15 protein-coding genes are annotated in these 19,060 nt (G+C 43.3%); 14 read left to right on the top strand and 1 reads right to left on the bottom strand.

Annotated features, from left to right (window positions below; all coding sequences use genetic code 11):
* Positions 1–282: 282 nt before the first annotated feature.
* The 3 genes from ligA (at position 283) to pulA (ending at position 5,584) form a co-directional block, all read left to right on the top strand.
* Positions 283–2,241, top strand: a complete 1,959-nt coding sequence (gene ligA, locus HMPREF9421_RS05795) for an NAD-dependent DNA ligase LigA (protein ID WP_006596070.1) — start codon at positions 283–285, stop codon at positions 2,239–2,241.
* Between the two features lie 8 nt (positions 2,242–2,249).
* Positions 2,250–3,218, top strand: a complete 969-nt coding sequence (locus tag HMPREF9421_RS05800; protein WP_006596071.1) for a diacylglycerol kinase family lipid kinase — start codon at positions 2,250–2,252, stop codon at positions 3,216–3,218.
* Between the two features lie 68 nt (positions 3,219–3,286).
* Complete coding sequence (gene pulA / locus HMPREF9421_RS05805; protein WP_006596072.1) at positions 3,287–5,584, top strand: type I pullulanase; 2,298 nt, start codon at positions 3,287–3,289, stop codon at positions 5,582–5,584.
* A 183-nt stretch (positions 5,585–5,767) separates the two neighbouring features.
* On the opposite strand, the gene HMPREF9421_RS05810 is transcribed toward pulA, so the two are convergent.
* The gene (locus HMPREF9421_RS05810; protein ID WP_006596073.1) at positions 5,768–7,957 is read right to left on the bottom strand and encodes an LTA synthase family protein; all 2,190 of its coding nucleotides are present in this window, start codon (positions 7,955–7,957) and stop codon (positions 5,768–5,770) included.
* Between the two features lie 243 nt (positions 7,958–8,200).
* Between HMPREF9421_RS05810 and HMPREF9421_RS05815 the strand changes: the two genes are divergently transcribed.
* The 11 genes from HMPREF9421_RS05815 to HMPREF9421_RS05865 all read left to right on the top strand — a co-directional run bounded on the left by HMPREF9421_RS05815 (position 8,201) and on the right by HMPREF9421_RS05865 (position 19,019).
* Positions 8,201–9,364 carry a class I SAM-dependent rRNA methyltransferase gene (locus HMPREF9421_RS05815; RefSeq protein WP_006596074.1) on the top strand — a complete coding sequence of 388 codons (1,164 nt, stop codon included), beginning with the start codon at positions 8,201–8,203 and terminating at the stop codon, positions 9,362–9,364.
* Entirely contained in the window at positions 9,361–10,038 is a 678-nt protein-coding gene (gene aroD, locus HMPREF9421_RS05820; RefSeq protein ID WP_006596075.1) for a type I 3-dehydroquinate dehydratase, read from the top strand. The genes HMPREF9421_RS05815 and aroD overlap by 4 nt, the downstream gene beginning before the upstream one ends.
* On the top strand, positions 10,028–10,903 hold the full coding sequence (aroE, locus tag HMPREF9421_RS05825; protein WP_006596076.1) for a shikimate dehydrogenase: 876 nt from the start codon (positions 10,028–10,030) through the stop codon (positions 10,901–10,903). Before aroD ends, aroE begins: the two co-directional genes overlap by 11 nt.
* Positions 10,904–11,004: 101 nt before the next feature.
* Positions 11,005–12,069, top strand: coding sequence for a 3-dehydroquinate synthase (gene aroB, locus HMPREF9421_RS05830; protein WP_006596077.1), 1,065 nt, complete (start codon positions 11,005–11,007; stop codon positions 12,067–12,069).
* 21 nt (positions 12,070–12,090) lie between these two features.
* On the top strand, positions 12,091–13,257 hold the full coding sequence (gene aroC / locus HMPREF9421_RS05835; RefSeq protein WP_006596078.1) for a chorismate synthase: 1,167 nt from the start codon (positions 12,091–12,093) through the stop codon (positions 13,255–13,257).
* 12 nt (positions 13,258–13,269) lie between these two features.
* Complete coding sequence (locus HMPREF9421_RS05840) at positions 13,270–14,376, top strand: prephenate dehydrogenase (RefSeq protein ID WP_006596079.1); 1,107 nt, start codon at positions 13,270–13,272, stop codon at positions 14,374–14,376.
* 100 nt (positions 14,377–14,476) lie between these two features.
* Positions 14,477–14,815 (top strand): YlbF/YmcA family competence regulator, encoded by a 339-nt coding sequence (locus tag HMPREF9421_RS05845; RefSeq protein WP_006596080.1) that lies wholly within the window; start codon positions 14,477–14,479, stop codon positions 14,813–14,815.
* Positions 14,816–15,090: 275 nt separating this feature from the next.
* Positions 15,091–16,374 (top strand): 3-phosphoshikimate 1-carboxyvinyltransferase, encoded by a 1,284-nt coding sequence (gene aroA, locus HMPREF9421_RS05850; protein WP_006596081.1) that lies wholly within the window; start codon positions 15,091–15,093, stop codon positions 16,372–16,374.
* Positions 16,367–16,846, top strand: a complete 480-nt coding sequence (locus HMPREF9421_RS05855; protein ID WP_006596082.1) for a shikimate kinase — start codon at positions 16,367–16,369, stop codon at positions 16,844–16,846. Before aroA ends, HMPREF9421_RS05855 begins: the two co-directional genes overlap by 8 nt.
* A complete protein-coding gene (gene pheA / locus HMPREF9421_RS05860; RefSeq protein ID WP_006596083.1) occupies positions 16,843–17,697 on the top strand; it encodes a prephenate dehydratase in 855 nt (284 codons plus the stop codon). The genes HMPREF9421_RS05855 and pheA overlap by 4 nt, the downstream gene beginning before the upstream one ends.
* Entirely contained in the window at positions 17,694–19,019 is a 1,326-nt protein-coding gene (locus tag HMPREF9421_RS05865; RefSeq protein WP_006596084.1) for an LCP family protein, read from the top strand. Before pheA ends, HMPREF9421_RS05865 begins: the two co-directional genes overlap by 4 nt.
* Positions 19,020–19,060: the final 41 nt, after the last annotated feature.

A 19,060-nucleotide genomic window follows, 5' to 3' on the forward strand; every position in this document is an offset into this window, starting at 1 on the left:
AGAGTGGGACAGAAATCGGTAATTCGTTAGAATTCGATTTCGTCGTCCCACCTCCGCACAGTTGAGAAGGGCTGTAAAAGCTGATGAAATCAGCGTAGTAGAGCCCACTCAACCACTGCGTCTTGCTCGATAATCCAAAGACAATTGAGAGGCTAGGACTTTGTCCCAGCCTCTTTTTTTGATGCCATGCCCACATCCGATTTATTCTGAAAAACGATATTTTTTCGCTAGTGAAGTAGTCAGAAAGGCCCCAGTAAAGCGTTTTTATGGTAAAATAGGGATATGGAAACCAGAATGAAAGAGCTAGTGACACTCCTGAATCACTATGCAGAAGAATATTATACAAAAGATGCTCCGTCCGTATCGGATTATGAGTACGACAAACTCTATCGGGAATTGGTCGCGTTAGAGGAAGCCCATCCGGAGTTGGTCCAGCCCAACAGCCCAACCCATCGAGTCGGAGGAACGATTCTTAAAGGGTTTGAAAAATACCAGCATACTTACCCACTTTATAGCTTGCAGGACGCCTTTTCTTATGAAGAATTAGTGGCCTTTGATCAACGGGTTCGCAAAGAATTCCCTGCTGTCACCTATGTATGTGAATTAAAAATTGATGGCCTGTCTATTTCACTTTCTTATGTCGAAGGAGTTCTTGAAACGGGTGCTACACGGGGGGATGGGAGCATTGGAGAAAATATCACTGAGAACCTCAAGCGAGTTCGCGATATTCCTCTAGTCTTGCCAGAACCTCTTACTTTAACAGTTCGCGGAGAATGTTATATGCCCCGTGCATCTTTTGATGCTGTTAACTTGTCTCGCCAAGAAAATGGGGAAGCAGAGTTTGCGAATCCTCGGAATGCAGCAGCTGGTACTCTTAGACAGTTGGATACGAAGATTGTTGCGGAGCGAAAACTCGCGACCTTCCTCTATCAAGAAGCGAGTCCAACTGACCAAACGAGTCAAGAGAAGGTCTTAGCTAAATTAGAACGACTCGGTTTTGTTGTCAATCCTCATCACAAGACAGTGACTAGTATCGAGCAAGTCTGGGCCTATATTCAAGAAGTGGCAGCCATGCGCGACCAACTTCCTTATGATATCGATGGGGTCGTGATTAAGGTGAATGATCTAGCTATTCAGGAAGAACTAGGCTTTACCGTCAAGGCTCCCAAATGGGCAGTGGCTTACAAATTCCCAGCTGAGGAGAAGGAAGCAAAACTCTTGTCAGTTGATTGGACAGTTGGTCGGACAGGAGTGGTGACACCAACGGCTAATTTGACGCCAGTTCAGTTAGCAGGTACGACGGTCAGTCGGGCTACCCTTCATAATGTAGATTACATTGCTGAGAAAGATATTCGCAAAGACGATACCGTCATTGTCTATAAAGCAGGGGATATTATTCCAGCTGTCTTGCGTGTTGTCATGGATAAACGAGTATCGGAAGAGCGATTGGAGATTCCAAGTCACTGTCCGAGTTGTCAGAGCGAGCTGCTTCATTTTGAAGATGAAGTAGCCTTGCGTTGTATCAATCCCCGCTGTCCGGCTCAAATAAAAGAAGGACTCGCTCACTTTGCTAGCCGTGATGCCATGAACATTACAGGCTTGGGGCCAGCAGTGGTTGAAAAACTGTTTTCTAAAGAACTGGTTCAAGATGTAGCAGGTATTTATCGCCTGACCGTGGATGATCTCTTACAATTGGATGGCTTTAAAGAAAAATCTGCCCAGAAGTTAATTGATGCTATTCAGGCGTCTAAGGGGAATTCTGCTGAAAAACTATTGTTTGGACTGGGAATTCGTCATGTAGGAAGTAAGGCTAGCCAGCTCTTGCTCCAAGAGTTTCATTCCATTCCAGCTTTAGCAGAAGCAGAAGTAGAAAGAATTGCAGCGATAGACAGTTTAGGAATGGTGGTTGCCGAAAGTCTTAAGCGTTATTTTGCTCAGGAAGGCTCTCAACTTCTTTTAGAAGAGCTTAAGGATGCTGGGGTAAACTTAGATTACCTGGGACAAAAGGTCGCAGCAGATGCACCATTGTCTGGTAAAACAGTTGTCTTAACAGGTAAACTGGAACGTCTAACACGTTCTGAAGCTAAGGCTAAATTAGAAGCCTTAGGGGCAAAAGTCACAGGCTCCGTGTCCAAGAATACAGACCTATTAGTTGCAGGTAGCGATGCGGGAAGTAAATTAAGCAAAGCTCAGGAGTTATCGATTGAAATACAGGATGAAGCCTGGCTTGAAAGTTTATAGAGGCATGTATGGAAAATAAGATTAAAAAAGCACGAGTGATTTATAATCCGACCTCTGGTCAGGAAATCATTAAAAAGAACATCGCAGAAGTCTTGGATGTGTTAGAAGATGTGGGCTACGAAACAAGTGCCTATCAGACCACTCCTGAGCCCTTATCGGCTCAATTAGAAGCAGAACGGGCTGCAAAAGCCGGTTTTGATTTGATCATTGCTGCTGGGGGAGATGGGACCATTAATGAGGTGGTCAACGGGGTTGCTAGTCTTGAACACCGTCCAAAAATGGCTTTTATCCCTACGGGAACAACCAATGATTACGCACGTGCTCTGAAGATTCCAATGGGGGATCCAGTTGCAGCTGCACGGATCATTGAGAAGAATCAAACCATTCAAATGGATATTGGTCGTGCTTATGGCAGTAAATATTTTATCAATATTGCTGCTGCAGGGACCTTATCTGAATTGACCTTTAGTGTGCCGAGTGAGGTGAAGTCGCGTTATGGCTATTTTGCTTATGTGGCCGAAGCAGTGAAGAAGTTCCCTAAAAATAAAACTCGCAAGGTACGAATTGAACACGACAATGGGGTCTATGTTGGACCAGTTTCTCTTGTGTTCGTGGCTTTGACCAATTCGATTGGTGGCTTTGAAAGCGTGGCACCAGATGCTAAACTTGATGATGGAAATTTCACTTTAATTTTAGTGAAAACCGCTAAATTATTTGATATGTTGTCTTTGATTATGCAAGCTGTCAATGGTGGAAAACATGTCAATGATTCAAATATTGAATACCTCAAAACCTCTAAATTGAAGATTGAAGTTTTGGATCAGAAAGAAGAGTTCAAGATCAATTTAGATGGTGAATACGGTGGAGATACACCGGTGGAACTGGAAGTCTTCCACAATCACTTAGAATTTTTTGCCAACATCGATGAAATTAATGACGATGCTTTGGTCCATTCGGAATATAAATTAGAAGAATAATGGTGAATCATTGCTGAGAGTGGGCAATGTTAGTTTCTTCTTAGTTAGGAAATAGGAAATACAATAAGATGCATCAGTATCAAGTTAAAATCCACTACCATCATCCTGTAGGCGATTATTTTGCACGTGATATGTGGAAGTGGCATGAAGGAGTTTGGGGAGAGGAAGTGTCTTTCTCCAAGCTCGATTATTTTGGAGTTGAAGGGCTCTTAGTTTATAACTGTGAGACACCTCAACGGTTTGGCCATGTCATCATCAAGGAAGGAAACTGGATCAGTCAGTCAGATGAATACCATATTGAACTATTGCCTGAAGGGCATGTGCGGGAAGTCTGGCTAATTCAAGGGGATGATACTGTTTATTATTCCTTACAGGCTGCCATGACGAGTCATGAATACAGCCGTCGGAAGCCACATGCTTTTGATATGGCGACTCATTACCAGGAATTTGATGCCAAATGGGGATACCAAGGATGGTTGGGCTATCGCCAGCAGGATGATGATTACCGCTTTAAAATCTGGGCACCTACTGCCAATAAAGTAGACCTCCTCATCTATGATTCTGTCGCTAATGACAGCAAGGTTTGGAAGATTGTCCCAATGGTTCGTGGCCAGCGTGAATCTAGCGACCATGTTCGAAATAATTGTGGTGTCTGGTATGCGGATGTCATGGGGAACCTCAGTGGACTGGCCTATCAGTACAAGGTTTATTTTGATTACCATACGGAGATTGCGCGTGATCCTTATACGATTGCTACCAGTGAAAATGGGAAAAAATCAGCTATTCTATCCCATCATGATCGTATCTTCCCTGCCTTTCAAACAGAAGCTTATGAGAAAGCTGACTGGCGGCTGGATAATCCCTGTCAGGCGGTTATCTATGAAATGCATGTCCGGGATTTGACCATTTCTCCAACTTCCGGTGTGGATGAAGCCTATCGAGGAACCTACAGAGGGGCTCACCAGACTGGGACTAAGAATGTTCATGGTGATGCTACTGCTTTTGATTACATTAAGGAATTAGGGGTTAATGTGGTGCAACTGCAACCAGTTACCGACCGCTATAAGACTTATGATGACGAGGGTAAGGTCCTCTACAACTGGGGCTACGATGTACAGAATCATTCAGCACCTGAGACTTGTTATTCGACCAAACCTCACGATCCTAAGACCACCATGCGCGAGTTAAAAGAAATGATTCATGCCTACCATGAAGCAGGGATCTCAGTGGTTATGGATGTGGTTTATAATCATATCTATTCGACAGAAGATGGTGCCTTTCAAAAAACTGTTCCTGATTATTATTACCGAATGAATCCAGATGGATCCTTCCAAAATGGTACCGGTGTTGGAAATGAGACAGCCAGTGAGCATGAGATGTATCGCAAGTTCATGATTGATTCCTTGACACATTGGGTAACGGAATATAAGATTGACGGTTTCCGCTTTGACTTGATGGGGATTCACGATGTGGATACGATGAATGAAATCCGTGAAGCCATGGATGCGATTGATCCACGGATCCTCCTCTATGGAGAAGGTTGGGATATGGGGACAGGCTTGGCTCCAAAGGATAAGGCCAAGAAGGACAATGCTTATCAAATGGCTGAAGTTGGCTTCTTTAATGATACCTCTCGAGATGCCATCAAGGGCGCTGAGGTCTTTGGCTCTGTCAAACGAGGCTATGTCAGTCGGAAGTCTACAGAAGACATCATTGCGAGGTCAGTTCTGGGAAGTGCAGAGTTGGGAACCTTCCTAACTCCAAGTCAGGTCCTCAACTATGTGGAGGCCCATGATAACTACAACCTCTATGATTTACTTTCTTATGTCCATCCAAATGACTCTCAGGAAAAAATTAAGAAGCAGGTAGAAGTGGCAACAGCCATGAATCTCCTCTTCCAAGGGATGGCCTTTATGCAGGTCGGACAAGAGTTTCTACGAACAAAGTTGGTTGCAACGGGTGAAGATGGGGAAGTGACTCCTCAAGACCGAGAACGGGCCATGAATTCCTATAATGCGCCAGATGCCGTCAACCAAGTCGATTGGGATTTAGTGTCTGTTAATAAGGATACGATTGACTATGTTCGCCAATTGATTCATTTGAAGAAGACCTTACCTGCCTTGTCGCTTGAATCTTATGAGGAAATCTACCAACATGTCTTTGTACATACAGCAGATATGGGCAGTGGTGTTGTTGTCTTTGAATTAAATTGGGATAAACACTATTATGTTATCTTTAACACCAGTGGACTTCCATTCTATCTCCAGAACGCAGATCATCTGGAGCTTCTTGTTGGAAATAGTCGAAACAAACGGCCATTCTATGTTGAGAATTTAACAGCTTCCGTCTTTGAATGGAAGAAATAAACAAAAAAATGAGGCTGGGACAAAAGTCCTAGCCTCTCAATTGTTTTTGGATTATCGAGCAAGACGCAGTGGTTGAGTGGGCTCTACTACGCTGAATTCATCAGCTTTTACAGCCCTACTCAACTGTGCGGAGGTGGGACGACGAAATCGAATTCTAACGAATTACCGATTTCTGTCCCACTCTCATTTTTTTTCTGATGAAGATGAAGTTGAACTGCTTGAGCTAGAATCCTCACTCGATGATGAAGAAGAACTGAACTGTTCAGGATGGAGTTCCTTGTAGCTAGGTGCCTTAAAGAGATCAACCGTTGACTGATTGCCTTTTTGGCTATAGAGACTGGTTGATGCATCCCCTTTTTCTTTTTCTATTTTCTTCAATGCTTTCATCGAGTTATTGTAGGAGTAGTCATCTGGGTTGACTTTTCCAAGATTATTTCCTGTATAGAACCGTAAGAGGTCTCCAGTCTGAATACTATCACTAATCTTGAGTTGTAGATTCGCTGCCTCACGGATCTTATCGAGTTGTTCTTTCGTTGTTTCGTCAGGATTGGTGATTTCTTCACCAGTCTTCGTATAATAAGTCCGGCCACTGTAACTTGTATACTCAGGGGTCACAAAGTAGTTAGATGAACGGAAAGCAACGATTTGACTATGATCTGGAGATAATAAGTCTTGTCCGACTTGAAGGAAGTTCTTCGAATCAATTCCTAACAAGTGTTCCAATGTTGGAAGCATATCAATCTCACCACCGTAAGTTTCAATCACTTTCCCCTTGTTCATACCTGGAATCACTACCATATAAGGCACGCGTTGCAACATGGCATTGTCATAACTTGACCAAGTCTCCGAGTTCTTATCCAGTAAAGGAGCTAGAGCTGGATTCCGAGAGTTTGAAATACCATAGTGGTCACCGTACAAAACGATAATGGAGTTCTCATATAAGCCAGAAGCTTTGAGATAATCGAAGAAGGCCTTAATGGATGAATCTAGATAATTGGCTGTTGCGAAATAACCATTAATTGTTTCATCCTGTGTTTCAGCTAGAGGGAATCCAATTTCATCCCCGATCAAACTTGTCGTATAAGGATAATGATTGGAAACCGTAATGAACTTGGTATAAAACGGTTGTTGCATGTGTTCCAAGTACTTGATAGAATCCTTCAACATGATCTTGTCGTTGAGTCCATATTGGAAGGAGTTGGTATCATCTTGCTTGGTAAAGTATGAGGCATCAAAGAAGTAATGGTAGCCCCATTGTTTATAGGCTGTATTACGATTCCAGAAGCTCCCGGCATTCCCGTGGAAGACAGCACTGGATTGGTAGCCATTCTTAGAAAGAATGAAAGGCGCTGCTTGCTGGGTATTGGTACCACCGTAGTTCACCATAAAGGAACCTTGGTTCAAACCGAACAAGCCTGTTTCAATCATCGTCTCTGCATCGGATGTTTTTCCAGCTTTTACCTGGTTAAAGACATTGGCAAATGCAAAGGTTTCATTTGAATGATAGAGCGAGTTGATAAAAGGGGTCACTTCGTATTCTTTGTCGTCAACCTTCAATTTATAGTCGATCAAGAATTGTTGGAAGCTTTCCAAGTGAATATAGATAACATTACGACCTTTAGCAAGACCAAAGGTTTCTGGATTTGGTTGAGCATAATGGCTAGCAACATACTCTTCAACCGGCTTCAAATCTACTTCAGAAGCCTTTGAGCGTTCTTTATTGGCCATGTAGGTCTGGTTGGCACTGTAACCTAGGAAGGCTGGCAAGCCAAGTGCACGAACCACATAGTAATTGGAGAATCCACGCGTTAATAATTCCGGACGGTCAATCTCCGCCAAGAAAAGGTTGGCAGAGAAGAGCATAGCAGAGAGAGAGGTGACTGCAAAACTTGCCCGCTTGTTAAAAGGACGGGGATCTAGTTTGACCAATTTCTTTAAAAAGAGGAAAGCTAGAATCGGGAAGTCTAAAACATAGATGATGTCCCAAGGTCGGAACAATTCTAAGGCTGCAGCTCCAAGACCAGCAGAAACCTTACTAGAGGCTAGCATGGTATTGACTGTTACGAAGTCTGTAAACTCACGATAATAAATCGAGTTGGATATCAACCAGATAAATAAAATGACATAGATGCTAAAAGATAGCAAATAAAAGAGTTTGGTTCTCTTAATATAAAAAGCGAGACCGATGAATAAGAGGCTAAGTGGAATCGGGTTGATCACTGCGAGAAAAACCTGATAAAAGCCTTGAATATCTAGATTAAAGTCTACTGTATAGGCCCACATGGTTTTAAACCAATAAAGCATCAGTAGGGTAAAGACAAATCCTAGTCTGGTACTCATAGCATCGAGTATCGTTTTGGTAATTTTTTTCACAAAAATATACTTCCTTGCCTTATTTCCTAAAAATTTTCTTACAACAGTATACCATAATTTAAAACGTTTTGAAAATAAAGCAAGTGTTTAATTCGGGACAAAACTCTTAAGTCTGAGATGATGAAACAATTAGTCAACAAAAGTAGGAGGAATGTCAAATAGGAGTTTCAAATCTTCCGTATAAGTCGCATTTTTAGGTAGGAGACTTTGTGAAATTTCCAAAAATTTGATATAATATAAGGTATGAGAAAGCTGACAATTAACCGACAAGTCGAGAAAAAAATCCATAAAGGTTATAAGATTTTAGAGAAGATTGATTTCGGGCAACTCCCCTTTGATAATGAGGTCGTCGAGCTGGTCACAGCTTCGGGGCATTTTTTGGGAACAGCCTACCTTTCCGAGCAAAACAAGGGGCTTGGTTGGGTGATTTCTACGAAGAAAATCACCTTGGATCGGGCCTATTTTAGTCATTTATTTGCTGAGGCTAAGTCAAAACGTCAGTCTTATTATCAGTCGGAATTGGATACTGCTTTTAGAATTTTTAATCAAGAAGGCGACGGATTTGGTGGTTTAACGATTGATCTCTATGAAGATTATGCCGTCTTTTCCATTTACAATGCCTTTGTCTATCAAATCCGAGAGCTGCTTGTTGTGGCTTTTCAAGAGGTTTTTCCCGAAGTCTTGGGAGGATATGAAAAAATCCGCTTTAAGGATCCAGGTTATGAGTCGGCTCATCTATTTGGTCAAAAAGCTCCAGAGACCTTCTGTATTTTGGAAAATGGAGTTCGTTACCAAGTCTTTCTGAATGATGGCTTGATGACAGGGATTTTCTTGGACCAACATGATGTGCGTGCTAGCTTAGTAGATGGCTTAGCTGCAGGTAAATCCTTACTCAATATGTTTTCCTACACAGCGGCTTTTTCGGTAGCAGCTGCCATGGGAGGAGCTGTAGAAACAACTTCTGTCGATCTTGCCAAGCGTAGTCGGGAACTATCCCAAGCTCATTTTGTGGCAAATGGTCTAGAATTGGACCAGCACCGCTTTATTGTCATGGACGTTTTTGATTATTATAAGTATGCCAAGCGTCATGCCTTGACTTATGATGTGATCGTTTTAGATCCGCCGAGTTTTGCTCGCAATAAGAAGCGTACCTTCTCTGTTGCGAAGGATTATCACAAACTGATTGAGCAGTCCCTAGAGATTTTAAATCCAAAAGGGATTTTGATTGCAAGTACCAACGCTGCTAATGTCAGTCGAGATAAATTTAAAAAAGAAATTGAAAAGGGCTTCAAAGGCCAAAAACATCGCTATATCAGTGAAGTAGGACTTCCAGCTGATTTTCGATACAATGAAAATGAAGAAAGTAGTAATTACTTGAAAGTTTTTACAATTAAGGTGGATCAATGAAATTAGTCGTTTCTGTAATGCCAAGAAATTTTGAAGAAGCACAGGCCATTGATGCCAGTCGTTATCAGGATGCAGATGTCATTGAATGGCGTGCGGATTATTTGGACAAACATGATATCTTACAAGTTGCGCCTGCCATCTTTGAAAAATTTGCCGGTCGTGAGATTTTATTTACGTTGCGGACACGGGAGCAGGGAGGTGAAATTGACCTTTCTGGTGAAGAGTACGTAGCCCTTATCCATGATATCAACAACATCTATCATCCAGACTATGTCGACTTTGAGTACTTTGGTCATCAGGCCGAATTTAATCAGATGATGGATTATTCCAATCTTTGCTTAAGCTACCATAATTTCCAGGAAACACCTGAAAACATGATGGAGATTATGTCAGAATTAACCAGCTTTACACCAAAATTGGTCAAGGTATCTGTGATGGCTCATACCGAGCAGGATGTTCTTGATTTGATGAACTATACACGTGGCTTTAAGACGCTGAATCCAGAACAAGAGTTCGTTACCATTTCTATGGGGAAAATTGGCCGAATCTCTCGCATTGCTGCCGATTTAACTGGTTCGGTTTGGTCCTATGCCAGTGTAGGGGAGGAAAGTGCACCAGGTCAAATCAGTTTGTCCAGCATGCACAAGATTCGGGAGATCTTAGATGAAGATTGATGGCTATACGCGAATGGCGGCTGTCATTGCCAAGCCCATTCGTCATAGTATCTCTCCCTTTATTCACAATCATGCTTACCAACTAACCGCTACCAATGCGGTCTATCTTGCTTGGGAAGTGGAAGAAGATGAAGTTGCACAAAGTCTTCAACAGTTACGAGTACTGGATATGTTGGGGGCCAATATTTCCATGCCCTATAAGAAAAAGGTCTTGCCATTTTTAGATCAGGTAGATGGAAGCGCGCAACTTATTGGTTCGGTCAATACAATTGTTCAGAAAGATGGTCGTTTAACAGGATACAACACAGACGGACTTGGTTTTCTGAAGAGTCTCCCTAAGAATTTTTCTATTGACAAGAAAAAAATGGTTCTTTTAGGAGCAGGTGGGGCAGCAACTGCCATCGTCGTAGAAGCTATTCGGCAAGGAGTTGGAGAGATACATTTGTTTGTTCGTCCAGAAAGTTTAACCAAGTATCAAGCTATCTTTTCTCCACTATCTGAAGTTCTTGCTTTTTCAATTGTCCTGCATGACTTATCCAGTCGGGATCAGTTGAATGCAACGATAGAGGGGACGAATTTATTGATCAATGCTACAGGACTTGGAATGGACGGGGTTTCTCTTCCAGTTCCTAAGGACTTTAACTTTCCTAAAGGATGTCTAGTGGCTGATTTAGCTTATTTTCCTGCCAAGACACCTTTTCTTCAATTAGCTGAAGAACAAGAGGTGCAAACGGTAAATGGCCTGGGAATGCTGTTTCATCAAGCTGGCCTAGCCTTTGAACTGATGACGGACAAAACATTCCCAGAGAAGGAAGTCTGGCAAGCCTTGAAATTGGAATACCCGGATTATGTATTAGAAAAATGATGTTAGAAAACAGAAAAACTTAGTTAAGTAGCCTCTGTTTTCTATTTTTATACAATAGTGAAATTGTAATCTTTTTCACATGGATTTGAAAGGAGATCCTTATGAAGGTGAATGTTGATCTGCCAAAGAATGGTTATGAGATTGTCATTGAGAATGGCGCAATCCAAAAGGTTGGAACCTGGCTCAGTCAATTATGGAAAGCTCAAAAAGTAGCAGTCATAACAGACAACCATGTGGGATCTCTATATGCAAGTCAGGTTGTGAAAATCCTTGAAAGTAAAGGTTTTACAGTGGTTAGCTATGAGTTCCTAGAAGGAGAAGCCAGTAAAAATCTGACAACCGTTCAAAAAGTCTATGAATTCTTAGCGAAGAATGGCATGACGCGATCAGATGGCATCCTTGCTCTTGGGGGTGGTGTTGTCGGTGATCTTGCTGGATTTGTAGCTTCCACTTACATGCGTGGGATTCATTTCGTCCAAGTTCCGACTAGTTTGACAGCTCAAGTTGACTCCTCAATCGGAGGTAAGACTGGAGTAAACACACTCTATGCTAAGAACATGGTGGGAACCTTTGCCCAACCTGATGGAGTTTTGATTGATCCTGAAGTGCTGCGAACCCTTGGTCAGCGGGAGTTGATAGAGGGGATGGGAGAAGTTATCAAGTATGGACTCATTGAGGATCCAGCCTTATGGGAAGAATTAGAAGGGATGGATGGCTCCATCGAGTCTATCTATGACCATGCAGAATCCCTGATTGCCCATTCCTGTCAAGTTAAGCGCAAGATGGTCGTCGAAGATGAGCTAGACCAGGGCATTCGACTTTACCTGAATTTTGGTCATACCCTTGGTCATGCGATCGAAGCAACAGCAGGTTATGGTCAGGTCATGCACGGAGAAGCCGTAGCGATTGGAATGGTGCAAGTCACTAAGGTGGCAGAAGCTAAGGGATTGGTTCAAGCAGGGTTAACGCAGGCTATCCGCCAAATGTGCCAAAAATTTAGCTTACCAGTAGAATTCCACAGTTGGGATAAACAAGAACTTTATCAGGCCTTGACCTTGGACAAGAAGGCGAGGGGCAATCAGTTGAACCTCGTTTTGGTACCAGAAATTGGGACTTGTCAGATTCATCCAGTCCCATTGGAAGAAATGAGAGACTTCTTAAACTAGAAAACCGACAAAGGAGATACCATGCGTTATTTAACAGCAGGAGAATCACACGGACCACGACTAACAGCCATTATTGAAGGAGTGCCTGCAGGACTACCTTTGACGGCTGATTTTATCAATGCTGAGTTAAGACGTCGCCAAGGTGGCTACGGTCGTGGAGCACGGATGAAGATTGAAAACGATCAGGTCGAGATCACCTCCGGAGTTCGCCATGGATTGACCATGGGAGGGCCCATCGCCTTGCATGTCACCAATCTAGACCATCAAAAATGGCTGGAGATCATGTCTGTCAGTGATGTGGAAGAAAAGAAAAAAGAGCTTCGGAAAATTACTAAACCTCGTCCAGGCCACGCTGATTTGGTCGGTGGGATCAAGTACCGCTTCGATGACTTGCGTAACTCCTTGGAACGGTCATCGGCTCGGGAAACAACTATGCGAGTTGCAGTTGGTGCAGTAGCCAAACGGTTATTAGAAGAAATCGGGATTCAAGTAGCTAGCCACATCGTTAATTTTGGTGGCATCGAAGTAGACGTTCCAGAAAATCTGACGGTATCCCAAATCAAAGAAGCGGTCGCCCAATCCGAGGTTTCCATCGTCAATCGAGAGCGAGAAGAAGAAATCAAGGCCTATATCGATAGCGTGAAGAAAGAAGGAGAAACCATCGGAGGGATCGTTGAAACCATTGTAGGTGGTGTGCCTGTCGGTCTGGGCTCTTTTGTCCAATGGGACAAAAAATTAGATGCCAAGATTGCTCAAGGGGTTGTCTCCATCAATGCCTTTAAAGGAGTTGAGTTTGGTTTAGGCTTTGAAGCAGGTCGTCTCAAGGGTAGTCAGGTCATGGACGAAATCCTCTGGTCTGAGCAAGATGGCTATACTCGTCGAACCAATCATCTGGGCGGATTTGAAGGGGGCATGACCAATGGAGAGCCAATTATTGTCCGTGGGGTTATGAAACCAATCCCGACCCTTTATAAGCCCCTCATGAGTGTCGATATTGAAACCCATGAGCCATATAAGGCAACAGTGGAGCGGAGTGACCCAACAGCACTTCCAGCTGCAGGAGTTGTCATGGAGGCTGTGGTGGCAACGGTCTTAGCCACAGAAGTCTTAGACAAGTTCTCTTCTGATAATCTAGAGGAATTGAAAGAAGCTGTCGAGCGTCATCGGGCCTATACCAAGGCTTTCTAAGTGGAGAAATAGATGGAAGAAAAGGTTGTTTATATCGTCGGTCTAGGACTGATTGGAGCTTCGTTAGCTATGGGGATCCGGAAAGCCCATCCTCAGGTAACCCTATTAGGGTATAATCGCAGTCAAGCCTCACGGGATATTGCTTTGAAGAAGGGGATTGTTGATAAGGTGACGGCAGATCTTGAAGAATTTGCTTCTCAAGCAGATGTCATCATTGTCTCCTTACCTGTGAAGCAAACGATTCAAACCTTTCAGCAATTGGCAAACATACCACTGAAAGAAGGGGTTATTGTAACGGATGTGGGTTCGACCAAGGGGGCGATTGTAAAAGCAGGTCAAGAAGCTTTTAACCATCTCCCAGTCCGTTTTGTCGGTGGGCATCCCATGGCGGGGAGTCACAAGACAGGGGCTGCCTCTGCAGATTCCACCCTCTTTGAAAATGCTTATTACATTTTTACTCCAACAGTGGCGACGGATCCCAGCGCTATTTTGGAAATGAAGGATTTGCTCTCAGGGATTGGAGCACGTTTCATCGAGGTGGATCCTATTGAACACGATCGAGTCACTTCTCAAATCAGCCACTTTCCTCATGTATTGGCTGCAACCCTTATGGGACAAGCAGCTGCTTATACAGAGGAGCACAGCCTAGCAGGTCGCTTTGCTGCAGGAGGATTTCGTGATATGACGCGGATTGCGGAGAGTGAGCCCAGCATGTGGACCTCTATCTTACTGTCCAATCCATCTGCTGTTCTTGATCGGATTGCCGATTTTCAGCATCGTCTTGACCAAGTTGCCGACATGATTCGCCAAGGGCAAGAAGAGGCGATCTGGTCCTTCTTTGATCAGAGTCGAGAGGAACGCCAGCACATGCAGATCCACAAACGTGGTGGGGTGGAAAGCACCTTCGATATTTTTGTGGATGTCCCAGACGAAGAAGATGTCATCCTTCGGATATTGGAGTTGCTTCGCGGTACCTCCTTGGTTAATATTCATATCAATGAAGAAAATCGGGAAGATGTCTATGGGATTCTCCAGATTTCCTTCAAGACAGCTGCGGATCAAGCGCGGGCTGAAGCCCTGATCACTGAACAAACAGATTATAGTGTGGTAATCAAATAGGTCCCAAGTAGGATTTTTAATTAAAATATCAGTTTCTAATACAAGATATCAGATAATCTTTGTATAATAGAATGAAACCAAATCGTTAAGGAGAAATCACATGTCAAATATTTATGATGTAGCTAATGAGTTGTCTCGAGGAATTCGTGACCTACCAGAATACAAAGCTGTTCTTGCTAGTAAGGAAGCCATTGATGCCGATGCCGATGCAAAAGCGTTATTCGGAGACTATCTCGTTTTCCAACAAGAAATTCATGGAGTTATCCAGTCTGGACAAATGCCAACTGAAGACCAACAAAAGAAAATGCAAGAATTTGCTGAAAAATTACAAGGAAACCCAATTGTGAATGAATTTTTCACCAAACAACAGCAACTATCAGTTTATCTAGGAGATATTGAACGGATTATTTTTGATCCAGTTCAAGATTTATTTAAATAAGGGAGAGAGAGTGGAACAGAAATCGTTAATTCGTTAGAATTCGATTTCGTCGTCCCACCTCCGCACAGTTGAGTAGGGCTGTAAAAGCTGATGAAATCAGCGTAGTAGAGCCCGCTCAACCACTGCGTCTTGCTCGAAAATCCAAAGACAAATGAGAGGCTAGGACTTTTGTCCCAGCCTCTTTTTCTATCCCATCTTGCGGGTCCTTCCAAGTGAACATTGAAAATGGCTGTTTTTTATGGTAAAATTTTTAGAAAAGCTTGAAGGGGTAAGCCATGAAATTACAAACGAATTGTAAGGGTTTAAATGGAATTATTCGTGTTCCAGGGGATAAATCAATCAGTCATCGTTCGATTATCTTTGGTAGCCTTGCGCATGGAACCACTAAGGTCTATGATATCTTACGTGGTGAAGATGTCTTATCCACTATTCAAGTATTTAGGGACCTAGGCGTCTCTATCCAAGATGATGGTCAAGTGATCACCATTGAGGGGAAAGGCTTCGAAGCCTTTCAACAACCTAAGAATGATCTGGATATGGGGAATTCAGGCACCTCTACTCGATTGATAGCGGGTGTCTTAGCAGGAAGTCCCTTCCCAGTCACCATGGTTGGAGATGACAGCTTATCAAAACGACCAATGGATCGGGTGGCGATCCCTCTTCGAGAGATGGGAGTCACTGTTCAGGGGCAAACAGAGCGAGACATGTTGCCACTTCATCTTCATGGAACAAAAGACTTACAACCAATCCACTATTCATTACCCGTAGCCTCTGCTCAGGTCAAGTCAGCTCTTCTATTTGCTGCCATGCAAGCAGAAGGGGAGTCAGTCATTCTAGAGAAAGAACTGACACGAAACCACACCGAAGATATGATTCAGCAGTTTGGTGGCCGGATCAGCGTGAAGGACAAAGAAATTCGCCTACGTGGGCCTCAAAGCTTCCAAGCCTGTGAGGTGACGGTACCAGGTGATATTTCCAGTGCAGCCTTTTGGTTGGTAGCTGGTTTGATTGTTCCTAATAGTCAAATTCGTCTGGAGAATGTCGGGATCAATGAAACTCGTACAGGTATCCTAGAGGTTATTGAAAAAATGGGTGGCAAGCTTCAAATCTTGGATCTTGATCCACTTGCTAAAGCTGCGACCCTTGTCGTAGAGACTTCAGACCTCCATGGAACTGAAATTTCAGGTGATCTGATTCCTCGCTTGATTGATGAGCTTCCAATCATTGCTCTTTTGGCAACCCAAGCTTCTGGGAAAACCATTATCAAAGATGCTGAAGAATTAAAAGTTAAAGAAACGGATCGCATTCAAGTCGTGGCGGATAGTCTAAATGCCATGGGAGCTTCCATCACTCCAACAGAGGATGGTATGATCATTGAAGGGAAAACGCCTTTGCATGGTGCTAGTCTACAAACCTTTGGCGATCACCGGATCGGCATGATGGGAGCTATCGCAGCCTTGCTTGTAAGCGATGGTGAAGTGGAGCTTGCGCGTGCTGAAGCAATTAATACCAGTTACCCTTCCTTCTTTGCAGACTTAGAAAAGGTGTCTCATGCCTAAAATACTACTTGGCTTTATGGGAGCAGGGAAAACGACCATTAGTCGTTTGTTGGATCCAGCTTTTGCTGATATGGATGCACTCTTAGTTCGACGCTTAGAAATGCCGATTGTTGACTATTTTACCCGCTATGGTGAGGAGAGTTTTCGCTTGCAAGAGTCACTTTTATTGCAAGAGTTACTTAATCAAGAGAGCTCTGTCATTGCAACTGGTGGTGGCATTGTCCTGAAGCCAGAAAATCGCGAGCTCCTCAAAAAGAACCCTTGTAATATTTATTTGCGGATTGATTTTGATCACCTCTATCAACGACTGGCAACTGATCCTGTAACTAAGCGCCCTCTCTTTCTTGATAAGAGCCAAGAAGAGTTTCGTACCTTGTATGAACAACGTCTGCCCTTATATGAAGAAGTAGCCACACATGTGATTGATGTTGCTGATAAGACACCTGAAGAAATTGTGGAGATGATCCAATGATTGTAGCTTATCTCGGTCCTAAGGGATCCTTTACCCATCATGTTGCCCTTGAAAGTTTTGAAGACGCGACATTATGCCCTTACGGGTCTATCACAGAAGTGATCAAAGCTTATGAATCCGCTCAAGTAGAGTATGCGGTCATACCTGTTGAGAACTCTATCGAAGGCAGTGTTCATGAGACGATTGACTACCTCTTTCACCAGGCTCATTTTCAGGCTATCGCAGAAGTAGTCTATCCCATAAAGCAACAACTCTTGGCAGTTAAGCAGGATCAAGCCATTGAAGTGATCTATTCGCATCCACAAGCTTTAGCCCAAGGGAAAGCCTATGTCCAGGAGCATTTCCCTCAAGCCAGACTGGAGATGACAACTTCGACATCCTATGCAGCTCGATATGTCTCTCAACATCCGGAACTTCCTATCGCAGCCATTGCGCCTTTAGAGGCCAAGGATGAATATGGTCTGGAAGTGGTGGCCAGCAATATTCAAGAGATGGATCAAAATTTCACCCGCTTTTGGATCCTTGGTCAGCGACCTTTTGAAGGCAGTCACTCACTGAAGAAAGCTGCCTGCAAGGATAGTTTGGCTATTACCTTACCAAGTAATATTGCGGGCTCCTTATGCCAGGCCCTATCTACATTTGCTTCAAGAGAATTAAATTTAACAAAAATTGAAAGTCGTCCTTTAAAGACGGCCCTAGGGGAGTATTTTTTTATTATCGATGTGGTGGATGCTGATGAATCACTGTTTGCTTCTGCCTATCAAGAACTGGAATACCTAGGAGCATCCATCAAAACCTTGGGCCACTATTTGGTCTATGTACTAAACGACAATGAAACGGAGAACGTATGAGTAGAGAATCAGAAAGCCTATCCTATCATGAACAAAAGAGATTGGATTATCTTTATTCCAACTACCATTACCTGAATGAAAAAGAGCAGTTGGAATACAAGTATTTAAAAAATAAATCAGAGGGACGATTCCAAGATGATCCCGTTTCAGCAAGAGCAGAAGAGTCAGTTGTTCCTTCAAGCAGAGGAGAAGACAATTCTGACGAATTACCAGTCTATCCATCACGTAGCCGGAAGGACAAACCTAAAACCAATAAAAAGAATCGAGAGGACGTAGCCACTCTTCCCAAACGTAAGAAGGGAAGAAAGATTCGCTTCAAACGTATTTTAAAATGGATAGCCATCTTCTTCTTATTGGTCCTTGGTGGAATGGTCTTTATGTTTCTCAAAGGCTTGAATAGCAAACCTGGTGGGACCAACGCCCAACCAGCTGTTAAAGAGTATTTCAACGGTCAGAAGACCAAAGACGGGGTCAATATCCTGATCTTGGGAACAGATGGTCGAATAGGGGAAAGCTCGTCTGAGACGCGAACGGACTCTATCATGGTCGTCAATGTCAACAACAAGGACGGCAAGGTGAAACTGGTCAGCTTCATGCGGGATACTCTGGTACATATTGATGGCGTGAGCCAGCAAACAGATCCAGAATATCAAGATTACTATGACCAGAAGCTGAATACTGCCTTTACCATTGGAGAGCAGAATAACAACCAAGGGGCGGAATTGGTCCGTCAGATGCTCAAGGATAACTTTGACATTGATATCCAATACTATGCCATGGTCGATTTCCAAACCTTTGCGACAGCCATTGATACCCTCTTCCCTAACGGGGTGGAGATGAATGCTCAGTTTTCCACCATTGATGGTGAAACCGTTTCTGAGGTTGAAGTTCCTGATGACTTGAATATGAAGGATGGGGTCGTTCCGAATCAGACCATTAAGGTCGGAAAACAACGGATGGATGGCCGTACCCTCCTCAACTATGCTCGTTTCCGTAAGGATGATGAGGGCGACTTTGGCCGGACGAGACGCCAACAAGAAGTTATGTCTGCCATTGTTCACCAAATCAAGGATCCAACCAAGCTCTTTACTGGATCTGAAGCACTAGGAAAGGTCTTCGCTATGACCTCTACCAATGTACCCTTCTCCTTCCTATTGACAAATGGGATTGGCTTAGTTGGAAGTGCCAGCAAGGGGATTGAACGCATTACTATTCCAGAAAATGGTGATTGGGTCGATGCCTATGATATGTATGGCGGTCAAGGTCTCTTAGTGGATTTTGATGCTTATAAAAAGAAATTGTCCCAAATGGGTTTAAGATGATATAATTAAGGGATAGGAGTTTTGAAAACTCCATCCCTTTT

Source organism: Streptococcus australis ATCC 700641, from assembly GCF_000186465.1.
Classification (GTDB): Bacteria; Bacillota; Bacilli; order Lactobacillales; family Streptococcaceae; genus Streptococcus; species Streptococcus australis.